Origin of the sequence: Humitalea rosea, from assembly GCF_003253705.1 — a bacterium.
GTDB classification, from domain to species: domain Bacteria; phylum Pseudomonadota; class Alphaproteobacteria; order Acetobacterales; family Acetobacteraceae; genus Humitalea; species Humitalea rosea.
This window is the reverse complement of the sequence record NZ_QKYU01000026.1, coordinates 19,012-32,319: the sequence shown is the minus strand read 5'-3', so window position 1 is coordinate 32,319 and position 13,308 is coordinate 19,012. Positions and strand designations below refer to the sequence as shown.

At 65.8% G+C, this 13,308-nt stretch carries 9 protein-coding genes; all 9 read right to left on the bottom strand.

The features are described from left to right. Positions 1 to 477 carry a 30S ribosomal protein S7 gene (gene rpsG / locus C8P66_RS19000; RefSeq protein ID WP_111399866.1) on the bottom strand — a complete coding sequence of 159 codons (477 nt, stop codon included), beginning with the start codon at positions 475 to 477 and terminating at the stop codon, positions 1 to 3. An 11-nt stretch (positions 478 to 488) separates the two neighbouring features. Next, positions 489 to 860 (bottom strand): 30S ribosomal protein S12, encoded by a 372-nt coding sequence (gene rpsL, locus C8P66_RS18995; RefSeq protein WP_111399865.1) that lies wholly within the window; start codon positions 858 to 860, stop codon positions 489 to 491. A 237-nt stretch (positions 861 to 1,097) separates the two neighbouring features. Then, a complete protein-coding gene (rpoC, locus tag C8P66_RS18990) occupies positions 1,098 to 5,267 on the bottom strand; it encodes a DNA-directed RNA polymerase subunit beta' (RefSeq protein ID WP_111399864.1) in 4,170 nt (1,389 codons plus the stop codon). An 85-nt stretch (positions 5,268 to 5,352) separates the two neighbouring features. Next, complete coding sequence (gene rpoB, locus C8P66_RS18985) at positions 5,353 to 9,546, bottom strand: DNA-directed RNA polymerase subunit beta (RefSeq protein WP_111399863.1); 4,194 nt, start codon at positions 9,544 to 9,546, stop codon at positions 5,353 to 5,355. Between the two features lie 250 nt (positions 9,547 to 9,796). Further along, the gene (rplL, locus tag C8P66_RS18980; protein ID WP_111399862.1) at positions 9,797 to 10,168 is read right to left on the bottom strand and encodes a 50S ribosomal protein L7/L12; all 372 of its coding nucleotides are present in this window, start codon (positions 10,166 to 10,168) and stop codon (positions 9,797 to 9,799) included. 93 nt (positions 10,169 to 10,261) lie between these two features. Continuing rightward, on the bottom strand, positions 10,262 to 10,795 hold the full coding sequence (gene rplJ, locus C8P66_RS18975; protein WP_111399861.1) for a 50S ribosomal protein L10: 534 nt from the start codon (positions 10,793 to 10,795) through the stop codon (positions 10,262 to 10,264). A 322-nt stretch (positions 10,796 to 11,117) separates the two neighbouring features. Then, complete coding sequence (rplA, locus tag C8P66_RS18970; protein ID WP_111399860.1) at positions 11,118 to 11,819, bottom strand: 50S ribosomal protein L1; 702 nt, start codon at positions 11,817 to 11,819, stop codon at positions 11,118 to 11,120. Between the two features lie 4 nt (positions 11,820 to 11,823). Beyond that, positions 11,824 to 12,258 carry a 50S ribosomal protein L11 gene (gene rplK / locus C8P66_RS18965; protein WP_111399859.1) on the bottom strand — a complete coding sequence of 145 codons (435 nt, stop codon included), beginning with the start codon at positions 12,256 to 12,258 and terminating at the stop codon, positions 11,824 to 11,826. 175 nt (positions 12,259 to 12,433) lie between these two features. Continuing rightward, positions 12,434 to 13,243, bottom strand: coding sequence for an N-acetylmuramidase domain-containing protein (locus C8P66_RS18960; protein ID WP_158537316.1), 810 nt, complete (start codon positions 13,241 to 13,243; stop codon positions 12,434 to 12,436). Between the last annotated feature and the right edge of the window lie 65 nt (positions 13,244 to 13,308).

The following is a 13,308-nucleotide window of genomic DNA, read 5'->3' as shown; positions in this document are numbered from 1 at the left end:
TTACCAGCGGTAGTGGCTGAAGGCCTTGTTGGCCTCTGCCATCCGGTGCGTGTCTTCGCGCTTCTTCACAGCGGTGCCGCGGTTGTTGGCCGCATCAAGCAACTCACCGGAAAGACGCTCTTCCATCGTGTTCTCGCCACGCTTGCGGGCCGAATCGATCAGCCAGCGAATGGCGAGGGCCTGGCGCCGCTCGGGGCGGACCTCGACCGGCACCTGGTAGGTGGCGCCACCAACACGGCGGGACCGCACTTCGACCGACGGCTTCGTGTTGTCCATGGCTTCATGGAACACGCGCAGCGGATCGGCAGCGGGGCCGGCACGACGCTTCAGGGTTTCCATCGCCGCATAGACGATGCCCTCAGCGGTGCTCTTCTTCCCGTCGTACATCAGCACGTTCATGAAACGGCTGAGCACGAGATCGCCGAACTTGGGATCCGGCAGGACTTCACGCTTTTCAGCGCGGTGACGACGCGACATGTCTCAGACCCTCACTTCGGCCGCTTGGCGCCGTAGAGCGAGCGCCGCTTGCGCCGCTTCGGCAGGCCCTGGGTATCCAGCACGCCGCGCAGGATGTGGTAGCGCACGCCAGGAAGATCCTTCACGCGGCCGCCACGGATGAGCACCACAGAGTGCTCCTGCAGGTTGTGCCCCTCACCAGGGATGTAGCTCACGACCTCATAGCCGTTGGTCAGCCGGACCTTGGCGACCTTACGGAGGGCGGAGTTCGGCTTCTTCGGCGTCGTCGTATAGACGCGCGTGCAGACGCCACGCTTCTGCGGGCAGCCCTCAAGCGCCGGAACCTTGTTCCGGGTCGGCTTCGGCTCGCGCCCCGCGGCGATGAGCTGGTTGATCGTCGGCATGACGCCCCTTCGTACCCGTCCATACAATACAACAGCCCAGCGCCAAACAGTACCGCCCGCCCAAGAGCGCAGATGCGCATCCCTGGCGGGCACTGTCCTGCCTGCGGCCTGTGTCGGGGGGTATCCCGACGGCGCCGCTGGCGCAGAACTGTCAACCAAACCAGCCTAGATGACCTCAGATCATCAAGGCGTGTGGGCGGCTTCTAAGCGGCCGCCCACATTGAGTCAACCCATCGCCTATTCGGCTGCAGGCTGCGGGAGGGCAGGAACCACCGCAGGCAGCCGTCCCTTGTCCCTTTGGGCCGCAATCGCGCGCAAACGGTTCATAACCGAGCCCGTGCCGGCGGGAATCAGGCGCCCGACGATCACGTTCTCCTTCAAACCGTTCAGCGTATCGACCTTGCCGGCCGTCGCGGCCTCCGTCAGCACCCGAGTCGTCTCCTGGAAGGAGGCGGCCGAGATGAAGGAGGTCGTCTGCAACGACGCCTTGGTGATGCCCTGCAGCACGGGTTCGGCCCGCGCCGGACGCTCCTTGGCGGCCAGGCGCTTGTCGTTCTCGGCCTCGAACTCGATTCGCTCGACCGTCTCGCCGACCAGGAAGGTGGTGTCGCCCGGATCCAGGATCTCGACCTTCTGCAGCATCTGGCGAACGATCACCTCGATGTGCTTGTCGTTGATCTTCACGCCCTGGAGTCGGTAGACGTCCTGCACCTCGTTCACGAGGTAGTTGGCCAGAGCCTCCACCCCCATGACGCGCAGGATGTCATGCGGCACGCGCGGCCCGTCGACCAAGGGGTCGCCGCGCTTCACGTAATCGCCTTCCTGCACCGAGACATGCTTGCCCTTGGGCACCAGGTACTCGCGCGGCACGGGCGGCTCGTCATCCACCTGGTCCGGCACCACCAGCACGCGGCGCTTGGCCTTGTAGTCCTTGCCGAACTCCACGCGCCCGTCGATCTCGCTGATGATGGCGTGATCCTTCGGACGGCGCGCCTCGAACAACTCGGCGACGCGCGGCAGACCACCGGTGATGTCACGCGTCTTGGACGACTCGCGCGGCAGACGCGCCAGCACGTCGCCGGCGGCGACCGTGGTGCGGTTGTCGGTCGAGAGCAGCGAGCCCGGCGGCAGGAAGCTGATCGCCTCGGTCCCGTTCACGCGGCGGACCACCGCGCCATGCTCATCCTTGAGCAGCAGGCGCGGCCGCAGGTCGGCGGCCTTGCCCGGGGCCTTGTATTCGACGACCTCCTTGAACGAGAGGCCGGTGACGTCGTCCTGGCGATCCATGAGGGTGATGCCCTCGATCAGATCGGCGTATTCGACGACACCCGCGCGCTCGGTGATGATCGGAAGGGTGAACGGGTCCCACTCGGCCAGCTTCTGGCCGCGCGCAACCTGCGCCCCCTCGTCGGTCAGCAGCTTGGCGCCATAGGGCACGCGGAAGCGTGCCCGTTCGCGGCCGGCCGCATCATACAGCAGGATCTCGCAGTTCCGGCTCATCACGATCGGCGCGTTCTGGCTGTTCACCACGATGTTGCGGTTCAGCACCTTCACGCTGCCATCCGCGGTCGCCTCGACCGCCGACTGCTCGGCGCCGCGCTGGGCGGCACCGCCGATGTGGAAGGTACGCATGGTCAACTGCGTGCCCGGCTCGCCGATCGACTGCGCGGCGATGACACCCACCGCCTCGCCGATGTTGACCGGGGTGCCGCGGGCAAGGTCGCGCCCATAGCAATGCGCACAGCAGCCGGTGGCCGCCTCGCAGGTCAGCACGGAGCGGATGAAGACCTCCTCCACGCCGGCGCGCTCGATCTTCTCGGCATCCGGCTCGTCGATCAGCACGTTGCGGCCGACGATGACCTCGCCGGTCGCGGGATCGATGATCTCGCGCTGCGTGGTCCGACCGAGGATCCGTTCGGACAGCGGCGAGACGACCTCACCCCCATCCATCACGGCGCGCACGGTCAGGCCGCGGTCGGTGCCGCAGTCGATCTCGGAGATGATGCTGTCCTGCGCCACGTCCACCAGACGCCGCGTCAGGTAGCCCGAGTTCGCCGTCTTCAGCGCGGTATCGGCCAGGCCCTTGCGAGCGCCATGAGTGGAGTTGAAATACTCCAGGACCGACAGGCCTTCCTTGAAGTTGGCGATGATCGGCTGCTCGATGATCTCGCCCGAGGGCTTGGCCATCAAGCCGCGCATGCCGGCCAGCTGGCGCATCTGCGCCGGCGAGCCACGCGCACCGGAATGGGACATCATCCAGACGCTGTTGGTCTGGTGGCCCACTTCCTGGCGGGAGATTTCCGCCATCATCGCCTGCGCGACCGCGTCGGTGCAGCGCGACCAGGCGTCGACGACCTTGTTGTAGCGCTCGCCGGCGGTGATCAGACCGTCCAGGTACTGCTGCTCGAAGTCCTTCACCTCGCCCTTGGTCTCGGCAATCAGGCGCCCCTTGCTGTCGGGCACCATCATGTCGTCCTTGCCGAAGGAGATCCCCGCCTTGGCCGCATTGGTGAAGCCGAGGCCCATCAGGCGATCGGCGAAGATCACGCTCTCCTTCTGGCCGCAGTGACGATAGACGGCGTCCATGACGTCCGACACCGCCTTCTTGGTCAGGGTGCGGTTGACCAGCGAGTAGGGCAGGTTCGGGTGCAGCGGCACCAGATTGCCGATCATCACCCGGCCAGGGGTCGTCACCACGCGCTCCATGACCAGCTCGCCGGCGGCGTTCATGGTCTGGCGGCGCATGCGGATCTTGGTGTGCACGGTCAGCGACTTGCCGGCCAGCGCCTGCTCGATCTCACCCATTTCCGAGAAGGCCTTGGCCTTCTGGTCGTCGGCGACGCGGAATTCGGGCGTCTCCAGGCTCAGGTAATAGATGCCGAGCACGATGTCCTGGCTCGGCACGATGATCGGCTTGCCATTCGCCGGGCTCAGGATGTTGTTCGTGCTCATCATCAGCACGCGGGCTTCCAACTGCGCCTCAAGGCTCAGCGGCACATGCACGGCCATCTGGTCGCCGTCGAAGTCGGCGTTGAAGGCGGTGCAGACCAGCGGATGCAGGCGGATCGCCTTGCCCTCGACCAGCGTCGGCTCAAACGCCTGGATGCCCAGGCGATGCAAGGTCGGCGCGCGGTTCAGCAGGACGGGGTGCTCGCGGATCACCTCTTCCAGGATGTCCCAGACCTCGGGACGCTCCTTCTCCACCATCCGCTTGGCGGCCTTGATGGTGGTGGCGTGGCCGTATTTCTCAAGCTTGCTGTAGATGAAGGGCTTGAACAGTTCGAGCGCCATCTTCTTCGGCAGGCCGCACTGGTGCAGCTTCAGCTCCGGCCCGACCACGATGACCGAACGGCCCGAGTAATCGACGCGCTTGCCGAGCAGGTTCTGCCGGAACCGGCCCTGCTTGCCCTTCAGCATGTCGGACAGCGACTTCAGCGGGCGCTTGTTGGCGCCGGCGATCGCACGGCCGCGGCGGCCGTTGTCGAACAGCGCATCCACCGCTTCCTGCAGCATGCGCTTCTCGTTGCGCACGATGATGTCGGGCGCGCGCAGCTCGATCAGGCGCTTCAACCGGTTGTTGCGGTTGATGACGCGGCGATAGAGGTCATTCAAATCCGACGTCGCGAAACGCCCGCCATCCAGCGGCACCAGCGGACGCAGCTCGGGCGGGATCACCGGGACGACGTCCAGGATCATCCACTCCGGGCGGCAGCCGGACTCGCCGAAGGCTTCGAGCAGCTTCAGCCGCTTGACCAGCTTCTTGCGCTTGGCCTCGGAGGTCGTCTCCTTCAGGTCGCCGCGCAGCTTCGGCGCTTCCTTCTGGATGTCGATGCCGTGCAGGATGTGCTTCACCGCCTCGGCGCCGATGCCGACCTGGAAGGCATCCTCGCCGAACTCGTCGATCTTGCCCTGGTAGGCATCCTCGCTCAGCAGCTGGTGCAGCTTGAGGTCGGTCAGACCCGGCTCCAGAACCACATGGCTTTCGAAGTAGAGGACCTTCTCCAGATCCTTCAGCGTCATATCGACCATCAGGCCGACGCGGGACGGCAGCGACTTCAGGAACCAGATATGGGCGACCGGGCTCGCGAGCTCGATATGGCCCATGCGCTCACGGCGCACCTTGGCCAGCGTCACCTCGACGCCGCACTTCTCGCAGATGATGCCGCGGAACTTCATGCGCTTGTACTTGCCGCACAGGCACTCGTAGTCCTTGATGGGCCCGAAGATGCGGGCGCAGAACAGCCCGTCCCGCTCCGGCTTGAAGGTGCGGTAGTTGATCGTCTCGGGCTTCTTGATCTCGCCGTAGCTCCAGGAGCGGATCTGCTCCGGGCTCGCGATCGCGATCTTGATCTGGTCGAAGGTGAGGGCCTGGCCGGTCTGGCCCAGGATCTTCATCAACTCGGACATGCTGGCGTCCTTTCCGTCGGGCCGCCGGATCGGCGGCACATGAAACCTGTCGGGCGCCGCGCGTCGTGGCGCGGCGCCCTGAAAATCACTCGCTGCGGGTTTCCAGATCCACGTTCAGGCCGAGGCTCTTCAGCTCCTTGACCAGCACGTTGAAGGATTCAGGGATGCCCGCCTCGAAGGTGTCCTGATCGCGCACGATGGCCTCATAGACCTTGGTGCGGCCGGACACGTCGTCGGACTTCACCGTCAGCATTTCCTGCAAGGTATAGGCGGCGCCATAGGCTTCCAGCGCCCAGACCTCCATCTCGCCGAAACGCTGACCGCCGAACTGCGCCTTGCCGCCCAGCGGCTGCTGGGTAACGAGCGAGTAGGGACCGATCGACCGCGCGTGGATCTTGTCGTCCACCAGGTGATGCAGCTTCAGCATGTAGATGTAGCCGACCGTGACCTTGCGCTCGAAGGTCTCGCCCGTGCGGCCATCCGTCAGCGTCACCTGCCCCGAGGATTCCAGCCCGGCGCGGGCCAGCATGCCCTCGATGTCGCTCATCCGCGCGCCGTCGAAGACCGGGGTCGCGATCGGGATGCCCTTCTTCAGGTTGTCCCCAAGCTCGATCAGGTCATCCTCGGACATGCCGGCGATGTCGCGCTGGTAGATTTCCTCGCCATAGATGTCGCGCAGCTTCTCCAGCAGATCGTCGCGGGCGGCCGCCGTGCGGCGGTAGTCCTCGACGAGCTCGCCGACCTGCTTGCCGAGCGTCGCGCAGGCCCAGCCCAGATGGGTTTCCAGGATCTGCCCGACGTTCATGCGCGACGGCACACCGAGGGGGTTCAGCACGATATCGACCGAGGTGCCATCATCGAGGAACGGCATGTCCTCGATCGGCACGACGCGGGAGACGACGCCCTTGTTGCCGTGGCGGCCGGCCATCTTGTCGCCCGGCTGCAGCTTGCGCTTCACCGCGACGAAGACCTTGACCATCTTCATCACGCCGGGCGGCAGCTCATCGCCGCGCTGCAGTTTTTCCACCTTGCTGTCGAACCGCTTCTGGAGCTTCTCGACCGCCGCATCGAACTCGCGCTTCAGCGCCTCGATCTCGGCCATGGAGGCGTCGTCCTGCACGGCAATCTGCCGCCAGGTCATGCGGTTGAACTCGGACAGCACCTCATCGGTGATGACCGTGCCGGCCTTGACGCCCTTGAAGCCGCCCGCGGCCTTGCGGTTCAGCAGCCGCTCGCGGAGACGCGAGGTGAAGCTGCGCTCCTGGATCGCGCGCTCATCGTCGCGATCCTTGGCCAGACGCTCGATCTCCGAACGCTCGATCGCCATCGCGCGCTCGTCCTTGTCCACGCCACGGCGGGAGAAGACGCGGACATCGACGATAGTGCCGGTGACGCCCGGCGGCAGCTTCAGCGAGGTGTCGCGAACATCCGACGCCTTCTCGCCGAAGATGGCGCGCAGCAGCTTCTCTTCCGGGGTCATCGGGCTTTCGCCCTTCGGCGTCACCTTGCCGACCAGGATGTCGCCCGGCTGCACTTCGGCGCCGATGTAGACGATGCCGGCCTCGTCGAGGTTGCGCAGGGCCTCCTCGCCGACGTTCGGAATGTCGCGGCTGATCTCTTCCTGCCCGAGCTTGGTGTCGCGGGCCATCACTTCGAATTCCTCGATGTGGATCGAGGTGAAGACGTCATCCCGCGCGATACGCTCGCTGATCAGGATGCTGTCCTCGAAGTTGTAGCCATTCCAAGGCATGAACGCGACCAGCACGTTCCGGCCGAGTGCCAGCTCGCCCAGATCCGTGCTCGGACCGTCGGCGATGATATCGCCGGCGGCGACCGCGTTGCCCACCTTCACCAGCGGGCGCTGGTTGATGCAGGTGCTCTGGTTGCTGCGCATGAACTTGCGCAGGCGGTAGATGTCGACGCCACGGGTGGTGCCGTCCTCGCCGGTCGCACGCACCACGATGCGCGCGCCGTCGATGCTGTCCACGATGCCTTCACGCCGGGCGACGATGGTCGCGCCGGAGTCGCGGGCGACCGCGGCCTCCATCCCCGTGCCGACCAGCGGCGCGTCGGACTGGATCAGCGGCACCGCCTGGCGCTGCATGTTCGAGCCCATCAGCGCGCGGTTGGCGTCATCGTTCTCAAGGAACGGGATGAGCGCCGCGGCGACGGAGACGAGCTGCTTCGGCGAGACGTCGATCGCGGTGACTTCCTCCGGCTTCACCAGCCGGAAGTCGCCGTTCTGGCGCACGCTGACCAGCTCGCTGCGGAAGGCGCCGGTTTCGATGTCCACATCGGCATCGGCCTGGGCGACGACCAGCTTGTCTTCCTGCATCGCCGACAGGTAGATCGGCTCGCCGGTGATCTTGCCGTCCTTGACCATGCGGTACGGCGTCTCGATGAAGCCGTACTTGTTCACCTTGGCGAAGGTCGCGAGGCTGTTGATCAGGCCGATGTTCGGGCCTTCCGGCGTCTCGATCGGGCAGATGCGGCCGTAATGGGTCGGGTGCACGTCGCGGACTTCGAAGCCCGCGCGCTCACGCGTCAGACCGCCAGGCCCGAGTGCGGACAAACGACGCTTGTGCGTCACTTCCGACAGCGGGTTGGTCTGGTCCATGAACTGGGACAGCTGGCTGGAGCCGAAGAACTCGCGCACCGCCGCCGCCGCCGGCTTCGCATTGATCAGGTCATGCGGCATGACGCTGTCGATATCGACAGAGCCCATGCGCTCCTTGATCGCGCGCTCCATGCGCAGCAGGCCAACGCGGTACTGGTTCTCCATCAGCTCGCCGACCGAACGCACCCGGCGATTGCCGAGGTTGTCGATGTCGTCGATCTGGCCCTTGCCGTCCTTCAGCTCCTGCAGGGTCTTCACCGTCGCGACGATGTCCTGCTTGCGCAGGATGCGCATGGTGTCCGGCGCCTCGTCGAAGGAGAAGCCGAGACGCATGTTCATCTTCACGCGGCCAACGGCCGAGAGGTCATAGCGGTCGGGGTCGAAGAACAGGCCCTTGAACAGGGTCTCGGCCGTGTCCGGCGTCGGCGGCTCACCCGGGCGCATGACCCGGTAGATGTCCATCAACGCTTCTTCGCGGTTGGAATTCTTGTCCACCGCGAGGGTGTTGCGGATCCAGGGACCGACCGTCTGGTCGATCGCCAGCATCGGCAGTTCGTTGATGCCGGCCTGCTCCAGCAGCACGAGCTTGGGCTCGGTCAGCTCCTCGCCGGCCTCGACCCAGATCTCGCCGGTCTCCAGGTTGACCAGATCCTCGGCCAGATAGCGGCCAAGCAGGTCGGCGCGGCTGACCAGCACCTCGGTGGTGCCGGCCTCGGCGATCTTCCGCGCGACGCGCGGGGTCATCTTGGCTTCCTTCTCGGCCACGACCTGGCCGGTCTTGGCATCGATCAGGGGCTCGATCAGCTTCACGCCACGGAAGGCGTCGGGCTCGAACGGGCGGCTCCAGCCCTTGAGGCCGTGGCGGAAGGCGACGCGGCCATAGAAATGCGTGAGGATCTCCTCCGCATCCATGCCACGCACCTCGCTCGGCTCCAGCGGCGAGCCCTTCTCGGCGCGCTTGGCCTCGGTCGCGGCGCTGTCGAGCGCATAGAGCAAGGTCGTCGCCGGCAGCTTGCGCTTGCGGTCGATACGAACGTAGCAGACGTCCTTGGCGTCGAACTCGAAGTCGAGCCAGGAGCCGCGATAGGGGATGACGCGCGCGGCGAAGAGGTACTTGCCGCTGCTGTGGGTCTTGCCCTTGTCGTGGTCGAAGAAGACGCCCGGGGAACGATGCATCTGCGACACGATGACACGCTCGGTGCCATTGATGATGAAGGTGCCGTTGTCCGTCATGAGCGGCATGTCGCCCATGTAGACATCCTGCTCCTTGATGTCGCGCACCGAGCGGCTGCCGGTATCCTCATCCACGTCCCAGACGATGAGACGCAGGCGCACCTTCAAGGGGGCTGCGAAGTTCAGCCCGCGCTGGATGCATTCCTCGACATCGTATTTCGGCTCTTCCAGCTCGTACTGGACGAATTCGAGGCGCCCACGGCCCGCGAAATCGTCGATCGGGAAGACCGACTTGAACACTTCCTGAAGTCCGGCGTGCTTACGGCTGTCCGGATGGACCTCCATCTGCAAAAACGCCTCGTAGCTCGCGCGCTGCACATCGATCAGGTTCGGCATCGCCGCAACTTCGGGCAGGCGCCCAAAGGACTTGCGGATGCGCTTGCGCCCGGTGAAGCTGCTCGTACCAAAGGACTTGCCGATCGCGTTCATGCCTGTCCTGCTGCCCCTATCTGCTCCGGCCCCATACTCCCCGGCCGGCGGGGTAACATCTGTCCGGGACCGCCATCGGCTCCGGCAGATCGGCGGCAAAGTCCCGCCTCAGTCTCTCTTCCGACGGTCGAAACCGCCGAAAACGCAGGCGCGGGAAGAAGCCGGTTCCCCGGCCTCCCCCCGTTCCCGTCAATCAATCACCCGGCATTCAAGCCCCGCAGGGCGGCATACCGGCCGGTTGAGGTCCGTCTTACTTGACCTCGACCTTGGCGCCATTGTCCTCAAGCACCTTCTTGATCTTCTCCGCTTCGTCCTTGCTGACCGCTTCCTTGACGACCTTCGGGGCGCCTTCGACCAGATCCTTGGCTTCCTTGAGGCCCAGGCCGGTGATGGTGCGGATTTCCTTGATCACGTTGATCTTCTTGTCGCCGGCGGCGGCCAGGATCACCGTGAATTCGGTCTGCACTTCAACCGGGGCGGCAGCAGCCGCGGCGGGGGCGGCAGCCGCCACCGGCGCGGCAGCAGACACGCCCCACTTCTCCTCGAGCATCTTCGAGAGTTCGGCGGCCTCGAGGACCGTCAGGGCGGAGAGTTCCTCCACCAGCTTAGCGAGTTCGGCCATGTTCGTGTTCCTTCGATCTAATGGCTTGGATTGGACTTGACAACCCCGGCCGGCGCGAATCCGGCATCAGGGCAATTGGCTGACGGCCTGTGATCAGGCCGCCTCGGCTTCCGTGCTCTCGTCCTTCTTGGCATAGGCCGCCAAGACCCGTGCAACCTGCCCACCCGGGGCCTGCAGCACCGAGGCGATCCGCGAAGCCGGCGTCTGGATCATGCCCAGCAAGCCTGCGCGCAGTGCCTCGAGCGACGGCAGCTCGGCCAGAGCCTTGATCCCAACCGGATCGAGCATCTGGGTTCCGAGCGAACCGCCGAGGATCACGAACTTGTCGTTCGTCTTGGCGAAATCCACGGCCGTCTTCGCCACAGCCACCGGATCGCGCGACCACGCAAGCGCGGTCGGACCCTTCAGCAGCGGCTTGATGCCCTGGAAATCGGTGCCATTGAGGGCGAGAACCGCAAGCCGGTTCTTCGCGACCTTATACGTCGCACCCGCCGCCTTCATCCGGCGTCGCAGCTCCGATACGTGCGCGACGGTCATGCCCTTGTTCTGGCCGACCAGCACGAACGACGTCTCTGCGAACACCGTGGCGAGGGAGGCGACGAAATCGCGCTTCTCCGTACGATCCACGTCTCGTCTCCGTCGGTGACCGGAACCTTCTGGAAGGGCCCCGGCCGGTTCACTACGGGATGGTGCGAATGCGCCATCCCGGTTCGACTGCCTGAGTCCGAGACGCCGAGCCAAGCCAAGCCATGGTCCAGACCATGACCGGTCAGTTCTGGCACCCCGCCTAGCCTCCGCGCCGCGCGATGCAGCCTTAAGGCCTTGAAAAGGCCACGTAGGATCTCTGACAGGTTTCGGGCGGGGGCCGCGCGCGGCCCCTGCCCTGCCTCCCGGCGCCGAAGCGCCGGGATATTTGTTCTCCGGGCGCCGAAGCGCCGGGATCGTTCAATCAGCCGTTCGCGCTCAGCGAAGCGACATCGACCTTCACGCCCACGCCCATGGAGGAGGACACCGCCACCTTCTTGACGTAGGTGCCCTTGGCGCCGGTCGGGCGGGCCTTCTGGATCGCATCCACGAAGGCGCGGGCATTCTCGATCAGCTTGTCTTCGTCGAAGGAGACCTTGCCGATGCCGGCATGCACGATACCGGCCTTCTCGGCGCGGTACTCGACCTGGCCGGCGCGGGCGGCGGCGATCGCGCCCTTCACGTCCATGGTCACGGTGCCGAGCTTGGGGTTCGGCATCAGGCCGCGGGGGCCGAGCACCTTACCCAGGCGGCCGACGAGGCCCATCATGTCCGGGGTCGCGATGCAGCGGTCGAAGTCCATCTTGCCGTCCTGCACCGCGGCGGCCAGGTCATCGGCGCCCACGATATCGGCGCCGGCGGCCTGGGCTTCCTCGGCCTTGGCGCCGCGGGCGAAGACCGCCACGCGCACGGTCTTGCCGGTGCCGTTGGGCAGGCCGACCATGCCGCGGACCATCTGGTCGGCGTGGCGCGGGTCGATGCCGAGGTTCATCGAGATCTCGACCGTCTCGTCGAACTTGGCGGTCGCATTGGCGCGGACCATCTTCACCGCCTCCACCAGGGCGAAGGACTTCTCGCGATCGAAGGCCTTGTAGGCCGCCGTCAGCTTCTTGCTCTGCTTGGCCATGGGATCAGCCCTCAACCACGGTGATGCCCATGGAACGGGCGGAGCCGGTCAGCATGGACACCGCGCTGGCGACATCCACGCAGTTCATGTCCTTCATCTTGATCGCGGCGATTTCCTCAAGCTGCGACCTGGTCACGCGGCCGACGGGGCCACCCTTGCCCGGGGTCGTCGTGCCCTTGTCGATCTTCGCGGCCTTCTTGAGGAAGTGCGTGTTCGGGGGGGTCTTGGTGACGAAGGTGAAGGTACGGTCGCTGAACGCCGTGATGACCACGGGCGTCGGCGTGCCGGGCTCGAGGCCCTGGGTCGCCGCGTTGAATTCCTTCACGAACTGCATGATATTCAGGCCGCGCTGACCGAGCGCCGGGCCGACCGGCGGCGACGGATTGGCCTTGGCCGCGGGAATCTGCAGCTTGATATAACCGACGATTTTCTTCGCCATCGTACCCCATCCTCTGTTGCGTCAGAGGCCCGCGGTGCCAACGGACCGGTTGCCCGGCCCTCCCGCGTTCCTGCAAACAAGTCTTTACGCCACGCTCCGGTTAAACCGAGGCGCGGCGGAGGCGGGCGTATAGGGGAAGGCGGATCGTGTGTCCAGTCCCAATCGGGGCCGGGGGCTAAAACCCCGCCGCCGCCATCAACTGAGTGTAATCCGGCCCGTCCAGCCGGTCCGACTCCGCCAGCCCGGCATGGGCGCGCCAGGCCCGGATGGCGCGCTTCGTCCCGTCGCCCAGCACCCCATCGACATCGCCCATGCCCTTGCCGAAACCGAGGTAGAGCAGCGCCGCCTGGGCGGTGCGGATGGTCAGGTCACGAATGGCGCCTTCGGAGAATTTCTCAAAATTCTGCTTCAGCTTCAGGTCGTACTGGTTGCGGGCAAAATCCTTGCCGTTATAGGCCCGCGCCACCGCCGCCCAATCGCCCTGCCTCAGCGCCCCGGCAAGCTTATGCTCCGCGACGAAACCGGCCATGGCCGCGAGGTGCTGATCCTCCTCGTCCAAATGCCGCTCCACCAGTTCGGTCGCCGAGTCGCAGCCGGCGGATTTGAAGTTGAAGCCCATGACCTGGCCGAGCCCCCAGGAGGCGCTGGCCAGGGCGGCCTCCGGCGGTTCGCCCTTGGCCGCCAGCAGGCCGATGGCGCGTTCCAGCCGGTCGTATTCGCCCTCACGGCCGACATATCCCCCGGGCGTCTCGGACGAGATACCGGGGGCCGCCTGGTCGAACCGCTTCCCGGTCTGCCGGCTGAAGACGTGGCGTTCGAACAGGATCTGTGGCCGGCGATCGGCCAGGAAGCCGAAGCCGCGGCTTTCGACCGCGACGATGGCCCAGAGCCGCGGCAGGTCCGCGGCAGGGTCCAGCCCCATGATCCGCAGTGCATTGTCCAGCCCCGCCTGCGTGAAGGGCTTACCCAGGCCGCGCAATCGCATGGCACACCCCAGATCGTTCCGCCAGCAACCTAATGCAGCCGTGCAAGCCGAGGCCAGGGCAAATT